Annotated in this window: 22 protein-coding genes; 16 read left to right on the forward strand and 6 right to left on the reverse strand. The window is 45.3% G+C overall.

Going from position 1 to position 23,902, the window contains the following annotated elements:
* The first annotated feature begins 4 nt into the window (after window positions 1-4).
* The 5 genes from RH46_RS08155 (at window position 5) to RH46_RS08175 (ending at window position 6,066) form a co-directional block, all read left to right on the forward strand.
* Window positions 5-721: an energy-coupling factor ABC transporter ATP-binding protein gene (locus RH46_RS08155; RefSeq protein WP_006878935.1), complete on the forward strand. Its 717-nt coding sequence runs from the start codon at window positions 5-7 to the stop codon at window positions 719-721.
* Window positions 699-1,283 carry a molybdenum cofactor guanylyltransferase MobA gene (gene mobA, locus RH46_RS08160; protein WP_006878936.1) on the forward strand — a complete coding sequence of 195 codons (585 nt, stop codon included), beginning with the start codon at window positions 699-701 and terminating at the stop codon, window positions 1,281-1,283. Before RH46_RS08155 ends, mobA begins: the two co-directional genes overlap by 23 nt.
* On the forward strand, window positions 1,283-3,055 hold the full coding sequence (locus RH46_RS08165) for a bifunctional molybdopterin-guanine dinucleotide biosynthesis adaptor protein MobB/molybdopterin molybdotransferase MoeA (RefSeq protein ID WP_006878937.1): 1,773 nt from the start codon (window positions 1,283-1,285) through the stop codon (window positions 3,053-3,055). The genes mobA and RH46_RS08165 overlap by 1 nt, the downstream gene beginning before the upstream one ends.
* Before the next feature lie 61 nt (window positions 3,056-3,116).
* Complete coding sequence (locus tag RH46_RS08170; protein ID WP_006878938.1) at window positions 3,117-3,383, forward strand: DUF2960 domain-containing protein; 267 nt, start codon at window positions 3,117-3,119, stop codon at window positions 3,381-3,383.
* 193 nt (window positions 3,384-3,576) lie between these two features.
* Window positions 3,577-6,066, forward strand: a complete 2,490-nt coding sequence (locus RH46_RS08175; RefSeq protein ID WP_006878939.1) for a sensor domain-containing phosphodiesterase — start codon at window positions 3,577-3,579, stop codon at window positions 6,064-6,066.
* A 35-nt stretch (window positions 6,067-6,101) separates the two neighbouring features.
* Here RH46_RS08175 and nagK read toward each other — a convergent pair whose 3' ends face one another.
* Together nagK and RH46_RS08185 are read right to left on the reverse strand one after the other, a co-directional pair.
* Window positions 6,102-7,010 (reverse strand): N-acetylglucosamine kinase, encoded by a 909-nt coding sequence (nagK, locus tag RH46_RS08180; protein ID WP_006878940.1) that lies wholly within the window; start codon window positions 7,008-7,010, stop codon window positions 6,102-6,104.
* Window positions 7,011-7,154: 144 nt separating this feature from the next.
* Entirely contained in the window at window positions 7,155-7,892 is a 738-nt protein-coding gene (locus RH46_RS08185) for a tRNA-uridine aminocarboxypropyltransferase (RefSeq protein WP_040895427.1), read from the reverse strand.
* A 71-nt stretch (window positions 7,893-7,963) separates the two neighbouring features.
* On the opposite strand from RH46_RS08185, the gene RH46_RS08190 reads away from it, so the two are divergent.
* Window positions 7,964-8,764 (forward strand): sterol desaturase family protein, encoded by an 801-nt coding sequence (locus RH46_RS08190; protein WP_006878942.1) that lies wholly within the window; start codon window positions 7,964-7,966, stop codon window positions 8,762-8,764.
* Here the strand turns inward: RH46_RS08190 and RH46_RS08195 are convergent.
* The gene (locus RH46_RS08195; RefSeq protein ID WP_006878943.1) at window positions 8,757-10,787 is read right to left on the reverse strand and encodes a methyl-accepting chemotaxis protein; all 2,031 of its coding nucleotides are present in this window, start codon (window positions 10,785-10,787) and stop codon (window positions 8,757-8,759) included. The two genes, RH46_RS08190 and RH46_RS08195, sit on opposite strands and share 8 nt — an antisense overlap.
* Before the next feature lie 89 nt (window positions 10,788-10,876).
* Here RH46_RS08195 and RH46_RS08200 point away from each other — a divergent pair, with 89 nt between their 5' ends.
* Complete coding sequence (locus RH46_RS08200) at window positions 10,877-11,401, forward strand: NlpC/P60 family protein (RefSeq protein ID WP_006878944.1); 525 nt, start codon at window positions 10,877-10,879, stop codon at window positions 11,399-11,401.
* A gap of 15 nt (window positions 11,402-11,416) precedes the next feature.
* On the opposite strand, the gene RH46_RS08205 is transcribed toward RH46_RS08200, so the two are convergent.
* Window positions 11,417-11,761, reverse strand: a complete 345-nt coding sequence (locus tag RH46_RS08205; protein ID WP_006878945.1) for a DUF3802 family protein — start codon at window positions 11,759-11,761, stop codon at window positions 11,417-11,419.
* Between the two features lie 358 nt (window positions 11,762-12,119).
* On the opposite strand from RH46_RS08205, the gene RH46_RS08210 reads away from it, so the two are divergent.
* Complete coding sequence (locus tag RH46_RS08210; protein WP_006878946.1) at window positions 12,120-12,986, forward strand: fructosamine kinase family protein; 867 nt, start codon at window positions 12,120-12,122, stop codon at window positions 12,984-12,986.
* A 245-nt stretch (window positions 12,987-13,231) separates the two neighbouring features.
* Complete coding sequence (locus RH46_RS08215; RefSeq protein ID WP_006878947.1) at window positions 13,232-13,435, forward strand: CPXCG motif-containing cysteine-rich protein; 204 nt, start codon at window positions 13,232-13,234, stop codon at window positions 13,433-13,435.
* Between the two features lie 22 nt (window positions 13,436-13,457).
* Here the strand turns inward: RH46_RS08215 and RH46_RS08220 are convergent, their stop codons facing one another.
* Window positions 13,458-14,069, reverse strand: coding sequence for a riboflavin synthase (locus tag RH46_RS08220; protein ID WP_006878948.1), 612 nt, complete (start codon window positions 14,067-14,069; stop codon window positions 13,458-13,460).
* Between the two features lie 141 nt (window positions 14,070-14,210).
* Here RH46_RS08220 and RH46_RS08225 point away from each other — a divergent pair, with 141 nt between their 5' ends.
* Window positions 14,211-15,581: an MATE family efflux transporter gene (locus RH46_RS08225; RefSeq protein WP_006878949.1), complete on the forward strand. Its 1,371-nt coding sequence runs from the start codon at window positions 14,211-14,213 to the stop codon at window positions 15,579-15,581.
* A 37-nt stretch (window positions 15,582-15,618) separates the two neighbouring features.
* On the opposite strand, the gene RH46_RS08230 is transcribed toward RH46_RS08225, so the two are convergent.
* Window positions 15,619-16,473, reverse strand: a complete 855-nt coding sequence (locus tag RH46_RS08230) for a DNA ligase (RefSeq protein ID WP_006878950.1) — start codon at window positions 16,471-16,473, stop codon at window positions 15,619-15,621.
* A gap of 313 nt (window positions 16,474-16,786) precedes the next feature.
* On the opposite strand from RH46_RS08230, the gene RH46_RS08235 reads away from it, so the two are divergent.
* The 6 genes from RH46_RS08235 to RH46_RS08260 are packed head-to-tail and all read left to right on the forward strand — an operon-like array spanning window position 16,787 to window position 23,891.
* Complete coding sequence (locus RH46_RS08235; RefSeq protein ID WP_006878951.1) at window positions 16,787-17,107, forward strand: STAS domain-containing protein; 321 nt, start codon at window positions 16,787-16,789, stop codon at window positions 17,105-17,107.
* A gap of 36 nt (window positions 17,108-17,143) precedes the next feature.
* Window positions 17,144-17,983, forward strand: coding sequence for an OmpA family protein (locus RH46_RS08240; RefSeq protein WP_006878952.1), 840 nt, complete (start codon window positions 17,144-17,146; stop codon window positions 17,981-17,983).
* Window positions 17,970-20,063, forward strand: a complete 2,094-nt coding sequence (locus tag RH46_RS08245; protein WP_006878953.1) for an SLBB domain-containing protein — start codon at window positions 17,970-17,972, stop codon at window positions 20,061-20,063. The genes RH46_RS08240 and RH46_RS08245 overlap by 14 nt, the downstream gene beginning before the upstream one ends.
* Window positions 20,063-20,758: a P-loop NTPase family protein gene (locus RH46_RS08250; protein ID WP_006878954.1), complete on the forward strand. Its 696-nt coding sequence runs from the start codon at window positions 20,063-20,065 to the stop codon at window positions 20,756-20,758. The genes RH46_RS08245 and RH46_RS08250 overlap by 1 nt, the downstream gene beginning before the upstream one ends.
* An 8-nt stretch (window positions 20,759-20,766) precedes the next feature.
* Window positions 20,767-21,567 carry a phosphate/phosphite/phosphonate ABC transporter substrate-binding protein gene (locus RH46_RS08255; RefSeq protein WP_006878955.1) on the forward strand — a complete coding sequence of 267 codons (801 nt, stop codon included), beginning with the start codon at window positions 20,767-20,769 and terminating at the stop codon, window positions 21,565-21,567.
* 11 nt (window positions 21,568-21,578) lie between these two features.
* Window positions 21,579-23,891, forward strand: a complete 2,313-nt coding sequence (locus RH46_RS08260) for a HAMP domain-containing hybrid sensor histidine kinase/response regulator (protein ID WP_006878956.1) — start codon at window positions 21,579-21,581, stop codon at window positions 23,889-23,891.
* Window positions 23,892-23,902: the final 11 nt, after the last annotated feature.

Below are 23,902 nucleotides of genomic sequence, written 5' to 3' on the forward strand. Positions count from 1 at the left end.
CTGTATGACTATAAAAATAACGGCACAGCAACTTTCTATGCGCTTTAAAGAGCGTGTGCTATTCCATATCCCTACATTGAACATTGGTCCAAATGACGCTATCTACCTTAAGGGTGATAATGGCGTTGGTAAAACAACCTTACTGAAAATTCTTTCCGGCTTGATTAAACCCAGCACAGGAAAAGTGGTCGCCCCGAGTGATACCTGGCGCAACCGACTGTTTTCACGTTCAGGCCGTAAAAACGTTATCTATCTGCATCAATCTCCCTACTTGTTTGATGGCACTGTCTACGAAAACGTTGCTTACGGTATCCGCTTCCAAAAAGAAGCGACAAAAGATAAGCGAGCTCAAGTTATTACCGCGTTACGCATGGTAGGCTTGGAAACTCTTGCAGACGAACATATCTCAGTTTTATCCGGTGGTGAAAAGCAACGTGTCGCGATGGCTCGAGCTTGGATTTTAAAACCGTCGATTCTACTGATGGATGAACCCAGTGCCTCTTTGGATCAGGAATCTATTGAACGCTTAGTTGTGATGGCTCAAGATCTTCTTGATCGTGGCTCTAGCCTGGTGATTACCAGCCATCAACAGAATGCGTTGACCGATCTATGCCGCAAACAATGGTGGATTAAAGAGGCAACTTTGGTAGAGTCTCCTCTGCTTCAAGTAATAACCGATAAAGAGTTACAAACGAATTATGCTTCTTCCAACGCAAACTAGCTGGGTTATCTTAGCTGGTGGACAAGCAACCCGTATGGGCGGACAAGACAAAGGACTTGTTCAACTAAATAATAAACCGCTCATTCAGCATGTGATTGAGCGGCTTACCCCCCAAACTGAACGCATTTTGATTAACGCAAACCGTAACCAAGATGCCTATACAGAATTTGCCCACGTATTTAGCGACCAATTCAAAGATTACCCTGGCCCTATGGGCGGTATTCATGCTGGTCTGGTCAACGCGGGTACTGACTGGGTCGGTTTTGTTCCGTGCGACAGCCCATTGATCAATACAGATCTTGTTGAGAGATTCTGCAGTGCTGTCACCGACGAAACTGATATTTTGGTCGCTCATGATGGCGACCATCAACAACCCGTCTTCACCCTTTATCATAAACGTGTTCTGCCTAAGTTAACGGCTTTCTTGGAACGCGGAGATCGGAAAATCATCCTGCTCTATAAAGAGTGCCATACTCAGTATGTTGATTTTAGTGACTCACCAAACTGCTTCGTCAATTTGAACACCCCAGAAGAACTGGCTCAATTCGGTACGATTAACTGATGATTAATACAACAACCGTTCCTATCTTAGGTTTCGCCGCCTACTCAGGTACAGGCAAAACTACCCTGTTAGAGGCTTTGCTACCACAACTTACCGAAGCTGCTCTGCGTATTGGTATGCTGAAACACGCGCACCACAACTTTGATGTAGATAAAGAAGGTAAAGATAGCTACCGCCTGCGCAAAGCTGGTGCGACTCAGATGCTGATTTCATCACGCAACCGCTATGCATTGATGACTGAAACGCCTGACGCAGAATCGGAGTTCGAATATCTGTTAACTCGCTTTGATTGCGACAAGCTGGATATTATCTTGGTCGAAGGCTGTAAAAACATCGCTTTCCCTAAGATTGAGCTGCATCGAGAAGTGGTTGGCAAGCCGTGGCTTTACCCGAACGACACCAATATCATCGCTATCGCTGCCGATACTCAAGTCGATGATAGTGACCTGCCTCAGATGGATATCAATGATCTTGATTCTATCGCTGAATTTGTAATTCAGTACGCACGACAAGGTGGTCAAGAGAGTCAATCTCCAGCAGCATGTTGTGACACACTCTCCCCTGCTTTTCTCTCTGTAACTCAGGGGCAGGAAAAGATCTTATCGCTGGTAAACACGGTCACTGACACCGAATCTTGTTCAGTTGAGTCAAGTTTTGGCCGTGTTTTGGCAGGCGACATCATCTCACCGGTGAATGTTCCTCAGTACACTAACTCAGCGATGGATGGTTATGCGATTCGCGGCGATGACCTTGACCGTCAGCACTATCAGATCGTTGCAGAGGTTCTGGCAGGTCATGCGTATGACCGACCATTAGAAAAAGGTCAGGCAGTAAAAATTATGACTGGTGCACCGACACCAGAGCTTGCCGATACCGTTGTGATGCGCGAACAGGCAACCGAAACTAGTGACGGTGTCACATTTTCTGGAGCGACCATTAAGCAGGGACAAAATGTCCGTCAAGCAGGTGAAGACCTTCCAATGGGAAGCGATGTCTTTTCTCAGGGTCAGCGCCTTAGTTCTGCAGAGATGGGGATGATCGCGTCACTGGGTTTCGGCGACTGCGACGTTTACCGTAAGCTTAAAGTTGCTGTTTTCTCCACTGGTGATGAAGTTCAAGCACCTGGCAGTGAACAGAAAGCAAACTCGATTTTCGATTCTAACCGCTTCACTATCATGGGAATGTTACAAAATCTTGGCTGTGAAATCCTCGATTTCGGTATTCTTGAAGATGACCAGCAAACCATGGTGGATGCTTTACAACAAGCTTCCGCACAAGCAGATGTTGTCATCACGTCTGGCGGCGTATCGGTGGGCGACGCCGACTATATTAAACTGGCGCTCGATCAATTAGGGAGCATCGATTTCTGGCGTATCAATATGCGACCAGGTCGTCCTCTTGCTTTCGGCCAGATCAATGATAAGCCTTTCTTTGGCCTACCGGGCAATCCTGTTGCCGTAATGGTGTCGTTTATTAATTTCGTCGAACCAGCGCTACGTAAAATGCAAGGCGAAGTCGATTGGCAACCATTGAAAGTAAACGCCATTGCCACTGAGTCACTGCGCTCTCGTCAGGGTCGTACTGAGTTCAGTCGTGGTGTCTATCAACTAGACTCTCGTGGCCAGCTCACTGTTACCACCACTGGCAAACAAGGCTCAGGCATCCTACGCTCTATGAGTGAGGCCAACTGTCTGATCGAGATATCGCCTGCCGTTGATACGGTAAAAGTGGGAGAAAGCGTGACAATCATCCCTCTTCAAGGCAGAATCTAGCCATTCTTTATCAGAGGCCAGCCAAGCTGGCCTTTTATTTTTAAACGGGTTAAACATCTCTATGGCGCGTACAATTCTTTACACCTACAAAGACCAAGACAAAACACTGACTTTTTCTTATGAGAAGCACCGAAATATTCATGAAGCGGTTGCAGAAGCGGAAGGAATTGACATCTCTGCCTATCTTAAGATGGAACAGCAGATCGAAGCGATTTCTGATACTAAAGCTGTACGTAACTATCGTGATAACCACTTTAAAAAATTAGGCTTTAGCAAGATTACACTGGCGCAGAAAGAGAACCTCGGCGTCGGTAAGAAGAAGTCTTAACTCCCCCCCTTGCTTAGAAAAGGCTGGCTATCAGCCTTTTCTCACCCATTGATAATTTTATATTCTGACAACATTCCCCTCACAAAACCGTACATTGTACATATACATTTACCGTGTGCTGTGTGAATATTTATTGCAGCCTTCTGTACCATAAAAATATTTAATTAATTTTAACAAGGATTAGCCCCTCTAAATGGAATCGCTCATCACAAAAGTCATCGATTCAAGAAATGAACAAGAGCTTTACCACCGCTGTTTACAAGACGTCTATTCGCGCTATCACCCACAGCACTGCCTGATTGCAGAGTACGATCTAGAACAAAAACTCGCTCACACGCACTGCTATTTGCACAACGGCGATTTAGCCGACAACATCACCTATTCTTTGGGTGGTACGCCTTGTGAATTGGTTTTAGACAATCGTGAAATCTGTATTTACCAAGACAACATTCAGCAACAGTTTCCTGATGACATCATCTTACAAGTCATAAACGCCAAGAGTTATCTCGGTATTCCTATTCAATCTCGTAGCGGTAAGGTCATTGGTGTTATCGCTCTGATGTACGATACTGAGTTACCAGATATCCAGTTCGATAATACCTGGCTGGAAACACTGGGATTTCTAATCGGTAAAACGATTCTCCAACAGCGCTTAGCGAACCAGAAAGATCGACTGTTAGCGCAGTTCGAGCGCTCAGAACAACTGACTCAAAGTGGTTCGTGGACCTGGGATATTAGTCAGAATCATTTTAGTTATTCCAAAAATCTGGCCAAGATGGTTGGCATCACAGAGAATCAACAGCTCCACTTCGCAGACTTCTTCCGTTCGTATATTTTTAAGAGCAAGATTAGCTTAGATCGGTTTGTAAGTGATGTCAGCTCTGGTGATGAAGCCAAGACTGTCACTGTTTATCGTGAAATGTGTGCGATAAACAAACAGTTTGAAATCAGTTATATAAAGAAATTTACTCCATCAGGTGAACTACGCAAGGTCGTCGGAAATATTCGTAACACGACTGATATCTCGCAACTGGAAGCAGACTTTACCATTGCGCAAAAAGTGGTCGATCTTTCGAGTAACGGAGTATTAATTACTGATAAGCATAACCGCATCATTAGCACTAACTCCAAAGTTGAAGATATCACTGGCTACTCTTTTGCTGAACTCGAAGGTCAATCCCCTTCAATTTTGAGCTCTAGCCTGCATCCCGCCAGTTTTTATCAGAAAATGTGGGCTGAACTTCATGAGCAAGGACACTGGAGTGGTGAGGTTTGGAACCAAACCAAGTTTGGCGCTGTTTATCCAGAAAAACTGACTATTTATGTGTTAAGAAATCGTGTCGGCGAGATTCAGAATTACATCGCTACATTTGAAGACCTGAGTGAAATTAAGTCCATTGAAAGCGAGCTTAACAACTATAAGAATGAGCACGACTTTACGGGTCTGCAAACACGCGAAAACTTTATCAAAGCGCTCCAAGAGACAGATAACCAAACCGTTCTCATCTTAGATATTAAACGCTTCTCGTCGATCAACAACATGTACGGAGAATCGTTTGGTAACAAGGTTCTTGTCCATGTTGGTCATACTCTTGCAACCAACTTTGACACTAAGCAAATTAACATTTGTCGCTATGGTCCTGACCAGTTTGCTCTTAGCTTTAGTCAGGACAGTCTGGAAGGCGTGAATAAGTTTGTTAGCTTTGTCCGCTCGCAAATCGAAACAGCCGTGACCATCGATGACCATGAAATCGATCTGCTGGTCAACATTGGCTGTTCAAACATGAGTGAGTTTGATAGCAAAACCCATCCTATCAAACAAGCCTACTATGCACTAAGACAGGCTAAGAGCGACCCTACACCGTCGACGTCTATCTATTCGAGCCAGCTAGAGAAACGAGTTGCACGCCAGTACGCTCTTGGCGCCCGCCTGAAAAAAGCCATTGATGAAAAGCGTATTGATGTGTTCTATCAGCCTATCTTAGATTTAAACAGTGAGAAGGTCGTTAAGCTCGAAGCACTTGCTCGTTGGACGGAAGATGGTGAGATGATCTCTCCGTTTGAGTTCATACCTATCGCTGAAAAACTTGGCTACATCTTCCAACTGGGCGAAATCATTCTTGAGAAGTCTTGTCAGGATTTGAAGAAGTTGAAGGCACTTGGTCATGATAATATCGCTATCTCGATTAACCGCTCAATCGATGAACTGAGTGAAGAAGATCAGGCAAACTGTTCTATATTGAACATTATTCGTAATTCTGGCCTGAGTGAAAAAGACATTATTATCGAGGTAACAGAATCGATTCCACTTGAAGATAAACCTCATGTTCAGGAGTTACTAAGGGTTCTGCGCAGTAAAGGAGTCAAAGTTGCTCTGGATGACTTTGGTACCGGGTATGCTTCGTTCTCTAATCTGATGAAGAACTCGATTGATATCCTCAAGATTGATCGCTCTTTCGTTAAAGATATCTCAACCAATCAGAATAATGCGGTATTGATTAAGTCAGTGAACTTATTAGCTGATCAGCTTGGGTTAGATGTTATCGCCGAAGGCGTTGAAGACTATCAGCAACTCAACCTGTTACAGGAGCTTGGATGTCGATATATTCAGGGCTACCTGATCAGTAAGCCTCAGCCATTTGACGACATTGTGCTAGAAGTTGAGCGAATTAATAAAACTTAGGTAAATAAAAACGGGACCCCAAGGTCCCGTTTTTATTATTTGATGTTTAGGAAGGCCGCGCCGCGTACACCGCCTGAGTCACCATGTTTTGCCTTAATGATCTTTGGACATTTCGCTACCGAAAGCAGGTATTTAGGCACACGCTTTGGCATCTCTTCATAGATCAGTTCGAAATTCGAAAGACCACCACCGAGTGCTACCACGTGCGGGTCATTAGCAGTAAAGATGTTGGCAAAACAGATTGCCAATAGCTCCATAAAGCGCTCTACGTGCTCACTCGCCTTCTCTTCCCCCTGCTGATACGCTTTAATGATATCAATTGCTTTCTTCTCTTCACCGAAGTAGTGAGCGTAAATCAACTCAAAACCACGACCAGACAGGTAGCTATCTAAACAACCTTTCTTACCACAACCACAGCCTAATAGTGGTGCATTGTCACCCAGGTGGAACCAGGCATCAATTGGAAGGCGCATATGACCCAGCTCACCAGCAACGTGGTTACGTCCAGAGAAAACCGCACCGTCATAGATTAGGCCGCCACCAAAACCAGTGCCTAAGATCAGCCCCATCACCGATGGTGAATCTTTGAGTTCTTCATCCCAGGCTTCTGAAAGTGCAAAACAGTTAGCGTCATTTTCGATTTTTACACTACGACCGATCTTTTTCTCTAGATCGTGACGAAGAGGTTTACCCTTAGCCGCAGGAACGTTAACCGTTAACACTGTTGCATCATCGGCATCTTCCATGCCAGGCAAGCCAAGGCCAATCGTGCCTTCACAACCAAACTCTTGATCGTACTTTTCAACTAGCCCGGCAATGGTCTCAACCAATAGCTCATAGTTGTCCGTTGGCGTTGGTACTCGCTCAGTAGCCACTCGCTCCAGTTTTTCATTGAAAGCGCCAAACTCAATCTTAGTGCCACCAACGTCAAAGCCGTAGTACATCTTATCTCTCCCAGAAAAAATCAATCAAAAAATTTATAATCGCACCATTATCCATATAGCTACGCCTACAAACTGTGATACATAACCAATTTAGCTTTGCGTTACTCCTAACTGAGCAGTCTGTACCCAACCAGAGTGCAATAATTAGAGTGATTTCTCGTTTCTGGCGCTAAGGTAGGCTTTGAGTGCTGGCTTGGTATCATCGCGTCTATTGCGCGTTTTACTGTTGAGATAGGACTCACGGAATACATCGAACCACATCGCCAAAGTCTGATGTAATCTATCATGACCCAATTGTTGAAACACCAGTGAAGCGACTTCTGCGGTCGCGAGATGTTTCTCGTTGTCGGAACGGCGCATCATGTACTGTGATACCTGATCAGGATTGATTGACAATACCGGCAATGCGTTGAGATACGGTGATTTGTTAAACATGCGACGTGCTTCTCGCCAACTGCCATCAAGAAGGATCAATAGCGGTTTACGTTGAAAATCTTTACTGGTTGCGTCACTTGCTATCAGCCTTGTTTTATCTTCCACATATTGATCCGGAAACACCACAATAGGTTGATAGCGAGGGTCATTGAGCAAATCGAGCATATCTTGCTCTGGTTCAGTTCTGCTCCATTGGAACGCAAAAGCCTCTTCTACCGTATCAAGAATAAGCCGGCCAGTGTTACTCGGCTTAAAAACTTCGTTGTCTGAAACCAACAACAGTACCGCAACCTCATCACTTGGTGAGGGTTGATGCTCACACAAACAGTCTTGCTGCGCGACCTGACAATACTGGCAACGGGATACTTTACTCCCGCGAGCATTGAAAGGTTTAGTTGAACGTTCCAGGCGTTGCTGATACAAGTGATGAAAAGCGTGAATTCTCATGGCGCAATGTAGATAATGTCAAAGGTGAGCCAGTTTACTCACCCTTAAATCAGTTGCAAGGAATAGTATTAATGCAAAATCCAGAAATGATTCGATTAAGCTTCTTTATAGGCGTCCTTGTACTGTGCGGAATATGGGAGTGTCTTACTCCTCGCAAACAACTCACTCAGCACAAATTGTATCGCTGGCTGAACAATCTTGGCCTGGTGGCTTTTAACTCACTATGTTTAACGCTTTTGATGCCAATTCTTGCCATTGAAGCCGCTTTCTATGCCCAAAATCATCAAATCGGTTTATTGAATCAGTTCCCTGGCATTGCCGACCTGTATAAACTCATTATCGCTGTCATTCTCCTCGACTTAGCGATTTATTTACAGCATCTGGTTTTCCATCGCGTGCCTGTATTGTGGCGCCTGCATCGTATGCATCACTCTGATCAGGATATCGACGTAACCACAGGTAGCCGTTTTCATCCGATAGAAATCATTCTCTCAATGTGGATTAAAATCGGTTTGATTATCGCTCTGGGTGTATCACCCTTGGCGATACTGGTCTTCGAAATAATCTTAAACGCCAGTGCGATGTTTAATCACAGTAATGCCTATCTACCGCTAAAACTGGACCATTGGCTTAGAAAAGTGGTCGTCACTCCCGACATGCACCGTGTCCATCATTCGGTAATCACCAAAGAGACGCACTCTAATTTTGGCTTCTTTCTATCTGTGTGGGATCGCTTGTTCTCTACTTATCGCGCTCAGCCTGAACTGGGCCATGATAAGGTCAAAATTGGTATTCCTGCCTTCCAAACGGCGCTAGAGCAACGTATCGATAAAATGCTCTTACAACCGTTCAGAAATGAGCATTCTAAATAGAGTATTTGTGTAACATCGCTTGTTGATTACCGGCGATACCCGAAACTTGTTGCGAGCTTTCAACCATAGACTCTAGTTGTAACTTAGTTTGTTGACCCTGCTGTGAAATACGCGCAACCGAACTGCTAACATGCTCTGTGGCGCGTTCCTGCTCTTCAGTCGCTATCGAGACTTGCTCAACTCGAGTTCTGATATGAGTGACAGCAGCCTCGATATCATTGAAAGTAGATCTAACTACTTCACTCGACTCAAGTGCATTAACCATTTCCTGCCTGGATTCCTCAACCGCTACACGCGAGCGTTCTGCCGCAGCAACTAACTGATTCATGCGTTCTCGTATATTGGTCGTCTGGTTAGAAGTATCACTGGCCAACTTACGTACTTCATCGGCAACAACGGCAAAGCCTCTGCCCTGCTCGCCGGCACGAGCAGCTTCGATCGCAGCGTTAAGTGCGAGTAAATTGGTGTTCTCTGCAATTCCCGATATCAGGTCAACCATTTCGCGGATCTGCTTGACCCGTTTATCAAGCTCGACCATTGAATCTTCGTTAGCATTAAGCGTTGTTTCCAGTGATTTCAGGCGCGATTGGTTCTGTTCAATCGCACTCACTCCGAGCTCAGAATAGTTTGTGGCTGATTTGGACTCATTGTAAGACTCGGCAGTCACTGTGGATATTTCACGAATCGAAGCTTCAAGCTGATTAATGGTCGCAATCATACTGGCAAGCGATTGATTCTGTTCAGTTAAGCTTTGATTGGACTGCTCTGCCGCACCATGGCTGATTTCGGCAGTCTGATAAAGAGTCTCACAATTTCTAGTGACAGTCGCGATCGACTCATTAGTAGATTGAATCACCTGATTGAGTTTGTTGGCGATTTCCTTCATTTCGTATGGGCCAACCAGTTGCGCCTGACCAGTTAAGTCGTGCTCGGTGATTCGATTGAGGTTAAGCAGAATGTTTTTCAGACCTCTGTTGGTCCAAGCGCGCAAGATAAACCAGGCAATGATGACCACCACTACCAGCAAGGTGCCACTGGCTAAGACCACAGTCGCCGTTGTCTGCATCGTCGAACTCACTACCAGCTGGCTATTACCGATCAATGACTCAGCTGTCGAGGAAATGTCGTTGAGTAACGCGATGGTTTGATCCGCTAGAACAACAACTTGTTCAACCTGACTGCGTTGCTGGTTCGCTAGCTCGAGTTTAGCCAGAATCTGATCAATGATCGCGTTATCTGCAAAGCCAGATAGCACGATATCGTAACCCGCGGTTAAGCTGGCAAACTCGACAATGTCAGGGTGCCATTGTTTGAAATCGTCATACGCAAGGTTTACCCCAGCTAAACGGCTGTTTATCTCTCGATATGATTGCTCAGCCTGGCTAAGGTCCGCTGTCATCATAAGCTGAACAAATGAGCTTTCCATTGAGCTTACATTAGCAATAAAACGATTTGCGGCGTCAGCGGATTCAGGATTATCCCCCACTAAAAAGGAGCTGATTCGACTCATTTCCGGACCAATCGTTCCCAAACCGTAGCGAAAACCGTCCAGTTCATCATCAATCGTCTGTTGACGGTTTAACAACTGTCGCTGGGTATTAACGACGCTGGTGCTAAGTTGCTCAAGTGACATTAATAACGAAGCTAACTGTTCAGTTTGTTGTGGAGAAATAGCATTATTGAATTGCGCAGAAATTGATTCAACTCTGCTTACCAGCGTCCCACTTAGTTGGCTATGCGCCACAATCATGTTTTCGATAGTTTGCAGTGAATCGACCTGTTCAGTCTGTGTCGCATAACTTAATTGTTTGACCTGCTCCAGAATATTTTGCGTAAGCTGAGCATTCGTCGTCGCTAATGGCAGAGCCTGTTCAGAAAGCTCTGAAAAACGTTGTCTGATGTTTTCTAAACTGTTTATGCTAGTGACAGAGAGTAAAATGACGAGTAAGGTTATTGAAAAGAATACTGCACTGATTGTCTGAATGAGTGACAGTGAGAATTTGCCTTTTTTCATCGCGTCCATAATGAAGGTCAGGTCCTGAATTGAGGAATTTCTGGCGAGGATATTATGGCGATATTGTTACGGTTAGATTGCAATCAAGAGTTTTTATTATGACGCAGTTTTCACATGCTCATTTGCTCAAAGCGCTGATGCTGACAAGTTTATTATCGGCGTGTAGTAGTCAGGTGCCCTCTCAAGCTTCAGGGGATACGATTAACCATTCTGCTCCTGCGCCAATAGCTAACCCTATGGTTGTTAAGCAATCTTTCATCACAGTTTACGACAAGTGGGAAGGCGTTCCTTATCGACTTGGCGGCACTTCTCTCAATGGCGTTGATTGCTCTGCTTTTGTTCAGACGGCCTTTCAACAAGCGATGGGAATTCAGTTACCTCGCACCACTCGGGATCAAGCTAAAATAGGCACGAAGATCGGATATCAGCAGGCTGCTGTCGGTGACTTGGTCTTCTTCAAAACGGCGCCTAACACTCGTCATGTAGGTGTTTATATCGGCTCGAAGCAATTCATGCACGCTTCTACATCAAAAGGCGTCATTATTTCTAGGCTGGACAACCCATATTGGGCTGATAAGTATTGGCATTTCAGACGAGTGAGTCTCTCGCCTGAAATGAACTAAGAAAGGTCCCTGTCTTTAATCGTATTTAGCGACTGCTGAGTCAAACAGGTTTTTAACCAGGGCTATGTATTCATCAAGAAAACCAATTTGCTCATTGGTCGCAGGTTTTGCCCACACGCCTGCCAGCACCTCGCCCAAATCTTCCACTACAGAGTCCGCTTCTTTTAATAGTTGGAAGCGCACACTTGAGTGAAGCTCAGGGTTCTGCTCAAAAATAGCCATAATATTACTTGCGACCATGTCGGTTACGACATCTTCGACACTCTCAGTACCAGTGTCTCCCTCATCAGAAGCAAACACGTCCAAGTTGAAAGCTAAGTGCTCTATCAGAGCTAGGTAACCATCGGTTTCAACAACCACAGTTCATCTCCATTATTGTCATGCCGTCGATATCCATCTTTAATACTAAGACATATCAATGAGTTTTCACAACTTGTGTCCGTTCAGTTGCTGAATAGTTGCACAGTTCTCACTATGGTAGCTTATCTCTATTAGACATATTTTGATCTAAATACGAAAGCTGAAGCAGATTCAAATATTACTCACGTTTAATTAATAGCATAATTTGTAGCGAATAATGCGATGAGGGACACACTTCACACTTTGCAACTTTGACAGCTTTGATTATCTAAATCGTTGAATTTTTTGCACTATGAATCAGTATTCACTGTAATGTTCTTCTACACTGTAGTTAAATGCATCTGACCTAGGAAAAGTTATGTGGCAAGCCATATCGAAACAGCTTTCTGAAACCTTGATGTTCGCTTTTGAAATACGTGAAAAAGAGAAAGTTCATGGTGGTGAAATCAACGAATGTTATATGATTTCAGACGGTGAACAGCGCTATTTCGTAAAAGTTAATAAGCGAGATTGTTTGAGTAAATTCGAAGCCGAAGCAGAGTGCATCCACATCCTTCGCGAGAGTCGAACCGTAGCGGTCCCTGAGCTTGTATTAACTGGTACCACAAAAGACAATGCTTTTATTGCTCTCAACTATCTGCCAACTAAACCTCTCGATGACAACAAGAATAGCTATCTGTTTGGTCAGCAGCTCGCCAAACTCCATCAGTGGGGAGAGCAACAAGAATACGGTTTTGATCAGGACAACTTCATTGGTGAGACAATCCAGCCCAATAAATGGGATCGAAAGTGGGCGCGGTTCTTTGCAGAGCAACGTATAGGTTGGCAACTGCAATTGATGCAAGAAAAAGGCATCAACCTGGTCGATATTAATGACTTTACCGACTTAATACGTAATCGGCTTGCCAACCACCAACCAAAACCTTCTCTACTCCACGGCGACCTATGGCACGGCAATGTGGCCAACTCTGTATTTGGGCCAATCTGCTATGATCCTGCCTCCTATTGGGGTGATAGGGAGTGTGATATCGCAATGACAGAGCTGTTCGAAGGGTTCCAGCCAGAATTCTATCAAGGCTATGAAAGCATCTTGCCGCTTGATCTGAGCTACAGTGAACGCAAAGACATCTATAACCTTTACCATTTGCTTAATCATTACAATCAGTTCGGTGGTCACTACCTCGAACAATCAGAAAAAATGATAAAACAGATTCTTTCATACTAATTGTGAATACGTTATTTAACAATCACTTAGCTAAGTAATATCATTGGCATTGTCAAACATCCAGGCTATCAATAGTGATATCTATAGATACGGTGTTTGACTTTTCGTAGCCAGGTCAAGTTTTGTACTTAATTTCTGCCTAACAGAAACTTCTAAGCATAAGATTATGGCGTCTACAGGGAAATTCTTACTTTCAGTGGGAGTCAGTTAGGCACTGTTTTCGAATAGATGTAAGGAAAAGAGTTATGCATAGCTACACGGAAAAAAGGGTTGCTTGTCCCCATTGCGGACACACTATTAGTATCACTCTTGATGCTTCAAATGGTAGCCAGGAGTTCTATGACGATTGCCCGGCATGTTGTCACGCCATCCATCTTAATATGACAGTCAATGAACAGATGGACACGATAGAACTACTCATTGACGCCGACGACGAGCAAGTATTTTAAAAAAGCGCCACAGGCGCTTTTTTTATAACGATTTACTGGCAAGTACTCTTTCGACTGTGTCTACTATCGCTTGGGTCTGAGGGTCAAACTCTACATTGATTTTATCGCCAACCTTACGAGAACCAAACAGCGTTCTTTGCAAAGTCTCAGGGATCAGGTGCACGGAGAAGCGTGTCCCTTCAACTTCACCAATGGTTAATGAACAGCCGTCAAGGCCAATATAACCTTTAGCAAGTACATATTTGATCATCTCTTGCGGGACTTCGAACCAGATGGTGCGATTGTTTGGCGTATCAATAACGTCCACGACCTCACCCACTAGAGAGATATGCCCTGACATAGAGTGGCCGCCAATCTCATCACCAAACTTGGCAGCTCGTTCGATATTTACTCGATCTCCAACAGCCAGTTCACCCAGGTTAGTGAGAGCCAGAGTCGCCTGCATCAAATCGAAGTCGACTCGATTACCATTGATGTTAGTGACGGTAAGACAACAACCGTTGTGCGCCACTGACGCGCCAATCTCTAAGCCCTGATTCATAGCTCCGGTCAATTCCACAGTATGGGTCTGAAACTTATCCTTCTTCTCAATGGCAATAACTTGTGCCATTCCCTGAACAATTCCGGTAAACATGGTTAATTCCATCAGTTTTTCATGGTGCTTAGTGTGACATTTCTTTATCATCGCAGACAATCATTTTCTCAGTGTTTGAGTGGCTAGTATCCCTTCACCTCGCCACTCAAACTTCTCAGCTGTTTGTTGGAGTAATTTTCTTTGCATCGCTATAAAACAGAAGCTAACACACTTGTTAAGTTAGCCACGCCTGTCTTGATCGCTTCGGTCGCTCAAACAGGTATGGGCTTTGTCGATACTGTTATGGCCGGTGGCGTGAGTGCTACCGATATGGCTGCCGTTTCAATCGCAGCAAGTATCTGGCTACCATCGATTCTATTCGGTGTGGGACTTCTAATGGCACTCGTCCCTGTCGTGGCACAACTTAACGGTTCCGGGCGTCAGCACAAAGTGCCGTTTGAGATCCACCAAGGTCTTGCTATGGCACTGTTACTATCAGTTCCAATCTCAATGGTGCTATTACAGACCAAAGGAATTTTAGGTCTGATGGATGTTGAACCGTTAATGGCAGAAAAGACCATTGGCTACATGCATGCGGTAATTTTTGCTGTCCCAGCTTTCTTACTGTTTCAGGCGCTACGAAGCCTGACCGATGGTATGTCATTAACCAAACCAGCGATGGTAATCGGATTCATTGGTCTGCTGATCAATATCCCCCTAAACTGGATTTTTGTTTATGGTAAGTTTGGCGCGCCAGCGTTAGGTGGTGTGGGTTGTGGTGTAGCAACTGCCATTGTTTACTGGATTATGTTTGCCATGTTGCTGTTCTATGTGCTGACATCTAATCGTCTTGCTCATGTTCAGTTGTTTGCCCAGTTCCATCGTCCTCAGCTGAAACCTCTATTACGCCTGTTTAAGCTTGGCTTCCCGGTTGCAGCGGCAATGTTCTTTGAAGTAACTCTATTCGCGGTCGTCGCTCTGTTAGTTGCTCCGCTTGGGCCTTTAGTGGTTGCTGCCCATCAGGTTGCAATTAACTTTTCGTCGCTAGTGTTTATGATCCCGATGAGTATTGGTGCCGCAACAAGTATCCGTGTCGGACACAGACTGGGGGAATCAAATGTTGAAGGTGCAGCCATTGCTTCACGTGTTGGTCTGATTGTCGCAGTGGTCACTTCACTGATGACAGCCTTGTTTACTGTCTTATTCCGTGAGCAGGTCGCACTACTTTACACAGACAACCGCGCGGTAATTGATCTGGCGTTACAGCTATTACTACTCGCTGCCATCTATCAGGTTACCGACGCAGTACAAGTTGTCGCCGCTGGTGCACTACGCGGTTATAAGGATATGTCAGCGATATTCAACCGTACCTTTATCGCGTATTGGGTTCTTGGCTTGCCTCTTGGCTATATCCTTGCGATGACAGACTGGATTGTCGAGCCAATGGGTGCACACGGTTTCTGGATGGGCTTTATCATCGGTCTGTCATCTGCTGCGATAATGCTTGGCCTCCGTCTACGCTGGATGCATCGCTTAGACGATAACCAGCAGTTAGAACTCGCATCGAAATAAACCAGTCGACGGGCCAGCATTGAAGCTGGCCTGTTTTTTATTGCGCGATACTCATTCTGACAAACCTTGCAAACTTAGGGACGCCATTTTGGGTATAGCCGTTGAAGCGATAAGTTATCTTGCTGCCAAGCGCGGGAGGGTTACTGCGCATCTCATCGCTAAATCCATTGCCTATATAGAACTGCTGTCCAGAGGGAAGCTGGACTAACAAGGCTCCCATCACTTGACTGAACTTTCCTTTACCCAGTTTATAGCCAACCACAATTGCCTCAGCGTCCTGATGCTTCTTAAGTTTTATCAGATCACTGTTTCGACCGCCCTGATAAGCGTGGTTGATGTTACGCAGCATTATCCCCTCACCTTGCTTGGCGACAACTCGGTCGAGATTGTTGAGCAACTCTTGTTGTGAATTTATCGGAGTATGTTTAATCAACTCAACATGCGGTTGATCTATCCGCGTAATCAGCTTTTCCATAGCAAGGTAACGCTCAGGGTAAGTCTTTTTACTGAAGGGAATATCAAACAACATATAGCGAATAAGTTGCCATGCGACCGGTGAAGGAGTTTCATCGAGTACCGTCTTTTGTACAAGGTGAAAATTGCCCCGACCTGCCCACAGCTCCCCTTCCAAATGTTGTTTGGGCAATGAGCGTGTAAACCAGTCTGGCGCGAAAATCGGTTTGCCGTTACGAGTCTTTAATCTGCTGCCATCCCATATTGCCCTAATACCATCGAGCTTTTCGCTTTGCCAATAGTTCTGTATATCGACGGCCTTGTTATAGTCAGTGGCGAGCTGAACAGTGTCGGCGAATTTGGCCTGCTCTTTTCCATGGGCCTCGCTACTTAACGCGATAAGCACAGCCAGTGCGACTAATGAACTCTTAAACTGCATGAGACCAGCTCCCAATGACCAAATATTTTTGATTGTTCCTCGCGGCTTGAATAGATGCGATAGTCAATCGCTCGATTTCCGATTTAGCTCAGATTGAATCCTGATCATTACCATTCATATTTGCACAGTCTTTGAACCAGATTAGCCAGAATTAGTGCTTTTTCAGCATCAGAATTTGATTGTCAATTTGAGAAAATCGATTTCTCATATTGAGAATTCGACTAAGGACAAACACAACTCACTGATTATTAAAGAGTTAATAATTGGCACACAAACTGCTCCTATCTATGCAACTCACATAGGAGATAGCGTCATGGAACTACGTAAAATTCAAGCAAGTGAAACCATCGATACTCTAATTATCAACGGAAACTTAGACGCTGATGGCAGCCGTTCTGCTCAGCCACACATCGATCAAATCATCGCTGAAGACTCTGGTCGTGATGTAGAGATCGATTTTAGCCAAGTTCAGTTTCTTGATTCATCAGGTGTAGGTGCCATCGTGTATCTCTACAAACGTCTTATCGAGCGCCAGCGCAGTATGCGCATCGAGAACGTTTCTGGTCAGCCGCTAGAAATCATCAACCTGCTTCGCATTAGTCAGGCGATTCCGGTTAATTCACACACTCACTAAAAAAATAATTATAAATCACTAACAAAGGACGTTGGCATGAAACACACTCTGAGACACATAGCCCTAGCTGTATCTATTGCTTCTGTAGTAGGTTGCTCCAGCTACCCAGAAAGCGGCCGAGGGGGCATTGCGGAAAACTACATTCAGTCGAGTTTTACCCCCGTAATGCCTGACGAGCCACTTGGTCCTGAGCATGGTCTTCGCTTTGACTGGCAACTGACCAAACTTCATCTTGATTCCCTCATCCGCGAAGGCGCGCGTTGGTGTTTTCCTGCTGCCGTTGTTCAGGCACTTGAAAAACAGAATCGCATTGCTAGAGAGCTGGAAGGTGGTTTGATGCTTGACGCCGCAAACGACATCGTTATTCAGCGTAAACGTCTTAACGAACTCGAACTGCAACTCGATTATGTTACGTCTCAAGCTAAGTGCGTCCCGCCTATGGATGAAAATGCCTTTCAGCAACGCTTAGCTATCATCGACAAGCTATACAGTCTGCTAAACGTCGACAACCAATTTGCCTTTAACTCTACGGAAGTGAACCCGAAATACATGGGTCATCTCGCTCGTGCCGCCAACCTGTTAGAACAACACTCCAGTCTAAGCCTTGCAGTAACAGGGCACGCCGATTCTGTAGGTGATTTAGCCTACAACCAAAAACTGGCAATGGGCCGAGCACAACAAGTAAAACGTTATTTAATCATTTTTGGTCTTAGCCCTGAACGAATTAAAACTCACTCGGTTGGCGATACTCTGCCCCTTTATGAAGGTGAATCAGAGGGTGTTCGCTTAACCAATCGCCGAGTAAGTATAGAAGTCATCGACAACCAGGAACGTGCAGATTCTCGTCTGCAGGGAGGCTACCATGATGTGGAATAAGGTTTTAATTGTTTGGTTGCTCCTGTCGTTCTCCTGTTTTGCTCAAGCGAGTGAAGAACGAGTTGATATCGGTGACCTAATTCAGGTCAACCTACCTGGTGAAAGCTCATTAAACAAAGGCTTTCAGGTTGATAAACGTGGCCGTATCACACTACCGGAGGTAGGTGCTCTTTACGTTGCCGGCTACAGCGAAAAGCAACTTGAATCAGCAGTAAAGCAAGCGCTAGAAAAAGTCTATCGTGACCTTTCTTCCGCTAGCGTCTATATTGCTGAGCAGCAGATCCTTGTTTCTGTTCAGGGCTACGTCAAATCACCGGGTGAATATACCTTGTCGAAAAGTGCTGACATCCAGATGGCACTTCATGCAGCTGGCGGGTTACGCGCAGGTGCTCAGTTAAACAACCTGTTTATTAAACGCGGTAGCGATAAAATTGCGTTTAACTATAAAACATTCCTCGACACGGGTAATTCAGAGCTACTGCCTGAGCTTAATTCCCTTGATACTATTTTTGTTCCGGCTTCCCCTCTTGTCGGTAACATCGAACAAGAGTTTGACGCTAACAAACTTGCCAACGCGGGTGACAGTGGCGACGGCCGTACTGCGATTAAAGTCTTCGGTGAGGTCAACGCCCCTGGTTCATTCAGCTATAAAGCCAATACCGACCTTGTCGATGTGATCATGCGTGCTGGCGGCGTAACCCGTTATGCGTCAGTTGAACAGATTCGAGTCATCTCAGACAACACACCAAAGCTGTTCAACCTTAAGTCTTATCTCGATAGCGGTGACGTTTCACTGTTACCTACCCTGACTCCCGGCACCACGATTTTTGTACCTAAGCAAGAAGAGGAAATCAAAGCGGGCGCAAATGTAGTTTATATTATGGGTGAGGTGGCGAGTCCTGGTGCGTACGAAGGCAAAAACAACGCGTCATTTATGGATATTCTCGCTAATGCTGGTGGTCCAACACGTTACGCTGAATCACGTCAGATTCGCGTTATCAAAGCCAACGGTAGTGTGGTCAAGTTCGACCTGACGGCGTTCACTGAAGGTCTGTCTGGTCGCAAGCCACCAAAAATCAGTGCTGGTGACGCTATCTTTGTTCCAGAAAAGACCGACATGAATGAAAAGTCGTGGTTAAAAATCGCCCCTAACCGTGCTGTGCGTATCATTGGCGAAGTGGTTCGTCCTGGTCGCGTCGAATGGTCTGACGAAATGGACTTGATGGATCTACTTTCCCATGTAGGTGGTCCGACACTACGCGCAGACACATCCAAAATCGAAGTGGTAACGGCTGGTAATAAACTTCATATCTTTGACTTAGACGCCTATATTCTTAGCGGTGCGCCAAGTAGTGAACTGCCGCGAATCAGCGCAGGGTCAATCATCCGTATCCATGATCTTCCACAGGATCCTTCAGACAACAAATCTCAGTGGGTTCGTCAAAGCTCCGATGCGTCTATCTACGTGTTTGGTCAGGTCAACGCTCCTGGGCGCTATCGCTTCACCAAAGATATGCACTTCCTCGATATTCTTTCTGCAGCCGACGGTCCGACTAAAGATGCCGACATCCACAATATTCGTATCACGCATCGCGACAAAACCTACTCTAAAGTGAGCAAGCTCAATCTATCGCTTTACTTTGAAACCGGTGACGAGAGCTTACTGCCTAATGTCACCATGGGTGACACCATCTACATCCCTGAAAAAGACAAAATCTGGTTAGATCGCTCAAAAGAATCCACCGTTCGTGTACTGGGTGCAGTGAACAAGCCAGGTCGTTATGTGTTTGATGACAACATGACTGTGCTCGACCTACTTGCCGAAGCAGGTGGTCCGTCAGAGCGCGCTTATCTTGAGAAGATTTCTATCGTCAATATGTCTTGCTGTCAGGGTCAGGCAAGAACCTTTGATCTGGTTGATTTCAGTAAAACTGCCAACATTTACCAGCTTCCTGTGTTACGTGCCGGCGACACTATTTATGTCCCAGACCGTAGCGAAAGCATTCTCGAAAAAGCCCGTGTCGGTCTGGAAGATATCTTACGCCTGACTACCACCATTGTATTGATAGGAGCCTTGTAATGATCATTCCTTCTACCCATACAGAGATTGAACAAATCTATCTGGCTGCTGAGATGAATGGCTGTCGTTCACTGTGTATTACAGCATGCCAGTCAGGTGACGGTGTCACGGCTGTGGTATCTGCCCTTGCTGAGCGTTACTTACTGGCTGGACATAAAACCCTGGTTGTGGATTTGAATACTTTTCACCCAGCTTTCGAATCGATTGATGCCATCCCTCAATCCAATGAGCAAGTCGGACGTCTGGTGGAACATTCGGATACCCACCAGCTATTTACTGGCCTACCGGTACCCAATAATCAATCGGCGCTACTTGCGTATAAAGATCCCTGTCACCTGTCAAATGCAGTCAGCGAATGGTTGGAACAGTATGACCGGGTTATCTGTGACACTTCTCCATTGCTACATATCAACCGAGGCAACATTCCGGCTCAGGTCGTGGCCGGAGCCTGTGACAAAACTGTGCTGGTCGTAATGGGTGGAAAAACCACGTCAGCTCAATTAACTAAGGCGACAGAAATGCTCAGCAGTCAAACGATCTCTTTGCTTGGTTCGATTCTGAACATGCGTGATCAGGCAACACTGGCGCAGGAGCTTGTCCGCGAATTAAACCGACTTAAGTTTATTCCCCGTGCTTGGCGGGACCGTATGGCAAGCAAAATTTTAACTAACGAGTTTCTGGCTCAGTCAGCGTAGGAGTATTTATGATTCGTTCCCTAATGTTCATTGTCACACTCTTTGTTGCCTCGACGAGCTTTGCTCAAACACTCACCTTTGGCATTGTACCGCAACAATCAGCCAGCCGACTCGCTGAACAATGGACTCCAATCATGGATTACATTAGCGAGACTACAGGCATTAAAGTGGTATTCAGTACCGCCCCCGACATCCCTACTTTTGAGCAACGCTTAGCAAATGGAATGTACGATATTGCCTATATGAATCCTTACCATTACACAGTGTTTAGTCATCAACCGGGTTACCGCGCCATCGTTAAAGCCAAAGATAAACAGATACGTGGCATTATCGTCGCGCGTAAAAATGACCCAATAGAATCTATTCAGCAACTCGATAATTCAAAGCTTGCGTTCCCTTCACCAGCCGCTTTTGCTGCAACAATACTGACTCAGAGTGATCTCAACCGTGCGGCAGTCAATTACGAGGCCGACTATGTCTCTTCGCATGATTCTGTCTATCTGGGCGTAGCGAAAGGGTTTTATCCAGCTGGCGGCGGTGTTATGCGAACCTTCCTCTCTCTGCCAGAGGTTATCAAATCGCAACTAAAACTGATTTGGCGAACGGCTCCCTACACTCCACATGCGATAGCAGTTCACCCTCGCCTTACCACCGAAACAGCTGAAAAAGTACAGTCGGCGCTAGTTGCTTTGGACTCAAGTCAGACAGGTGAAAAACAACTTGCCCAACTTAGCCTCAAAGGGTTCGTTAACGCTCAGGATAGAGACTGGAATGACGTGCGCAAATTAAACATTACGATTTTGGATTAGTGGAGAGCAACATGACTTTACGTTCTAAAACCATTCTTGGTATCGCGATAATCGAGATCGTCGTCTTGGTAGTTTTGGTGTTCAGCGCAATGAGCTTTCTCTCTGAATCGAATGAGAAGCAACTGATACAAAGAGCGAACTCAAGTGCCACCATGTTTACTCAAGCGGCAAGGGATGCAGTGTTATCAACGGATATTGCCACCCTTGAGAGTCTTGTCGACGAGTTTATGACTCTAGAAGATGTTGCCTATGTACGTGTGCTCCGTGATGGCAAGGAGATGGCTTGTGCGGGAGACAAGGATATACTCCAACGCGCAATGACAAGTGACACTGGGTTAAACAGCGTCGACGACGGTATATTTGACCTGCGCACTGAAATTGAAGTGAATGGCAAAGCGTATGGTTACGTCGACATCGGCTTTGAAACCCAGCCAATTATGATGATGCTCAATGATGCACAAAAAGCGATTGTCGGGATAGCCACCATGGAAGTCGTCTTGGTCGCCCTGTTCTCATTCGCTTTGGGCACTTATCTGACCAGAGGCTTAACCAGATTAACCTCAGCGGTTACCACCATAGGGCATTCGGGTCCTGGTTTTCAGCTAAACGAACAAGCAAAAGACGAAATCGGTGATGTTGCACGTGCATTTGACGATATGTCGGCAAAACTCGAGCAAGATTACAAACTGCTTAATGCTGCCCGTGAAGATGCTGAACTCTCATGTGACTCTAAAAGTCGCTTTCTCGCGTCAATGTCTCATGAAATAAGAACACCAATGAATGGTGTACTCGGAATCCTGAATATTCTCGAAGAGACTGAGTTGAGCAATGAACAGCGTAAACTGGTCTCCACCGCAACCGAGTCAGGTCATTTCTTGCTCTCGGTGATCAACGACATCCTCGATTTTACCCGTATGGAGTCGAACACTTTAATTCTTGAAGACCAACCATTCGATTTTCGCCACTGCGTAGAGAGTGTTGTTGACTCATTTACTCCCACAGCCAAAGCACAAAACCTTGTACTGCACTGTTACATAGAAGGCAGTCTTCCAGGTAAGGTTCGCGGTGACATTAACCGCGTCAAACAGATACTTTTAAACCTTATCGGAAATGCAATTAAGTTTACTCATCAAGGTAGTGTAACGATCAAAGTCGGTTCAGAACCGTTAGCCGATAAGAAAGTGAGGATTACTTGCCAGATTCAAGATACCGGTATTGGTATTAAGCAAAGTGCAATTGAGTATCTGTTTGATGAGTTCACTATGGTTGATCAAACCTATTCGCGCAGTAAAGAAGGCTCTGGTCTGGGGTTAGCCATCTGTCGTCGCCTTTGTAACCTTATGGACGGTGAAGTCCGTGTTGAAAGTCAGCCAGACATCGGTAGCACCTTTACTTTTGATATCTCTCTACCAGTCGCTGACGAATTGATCTCGTCTCCAGAGTCAACGGATTCTAAACCTGAACTTAAATACACTAATGTACGCGTGCTAGTTGCTGAAGATAACCGAGCGAACCAATTAGTCATTAGGGAAATGTTTAAGCGCATCGGCCTCAATATCGACATTGCGGAAAATGGACGTCAGGCAATTGAGATGGTTCAGCAGTATCAGTATGACGTGATCTTCATGGATATCTCCATGCCGGAGATGGATGGTATGCAAGCGTGTAAAGCGATTCGTAACTTAGACGACCCAGCCACAGCTAAATTGCCTATCATCGCCCTTACCGCCCATTCACTAGCAGGCGATAAAGAGAAGTTCCTCGCTTCAGGAATGAATGATTACTTATCAAAACCTCTAAGAGCATCACAACTAATTGATAAAATTAATCTATTCTTAAATGAAGAACAGAATACGGTGTCCGATTCAGCACACAAAACAGAGATTCAAACTGAGCAACCAAAGGCATATAAGGCTAGTATTGAAAAAGTCGAGCCAGTGAAACAGGAAGAGGTGAACTTGGAACTTGTCGATGAGCAAATATTACAACAGATGATTGAAGACACCAGCGCAGAGGTGATTCCTCTGTTGATCGACCACTATCTTGAAGAATCACAGCAAAGGTTAGAGAAGATTTATCAGGCGATTGAGCGCGAGGATGCTGAAACTGTTGAGTTTGAAACGCATACTCTGGGTAGCTCTTCGCTGGCACTTGGTAACCGTACTCTGTCTAACTTTGCGCGCAAAATCGAGCACCTCTGCATTGATGGTCAGGGTGTGCAGGCATTTAAACTCAAAGATGAGTTACAACATGTCGCCGAACAGTCACTGGCAGCGCTAGAACAGCGTAAACAACAAGGTTTTTCACAACCGACGCAACTTTAACCGTTTCTTGT

This window comes from Vibrio brasiliensis LMG 20546, assembly GCF_000189255.1.
Taxonomy (GTDB): domain Bacteria; phylum Pseudomonadota; class Gammaproteobacteria; order Enterobacterales; family Vibrionaceae; genus Vibrio; species Vibrio brasiliensis.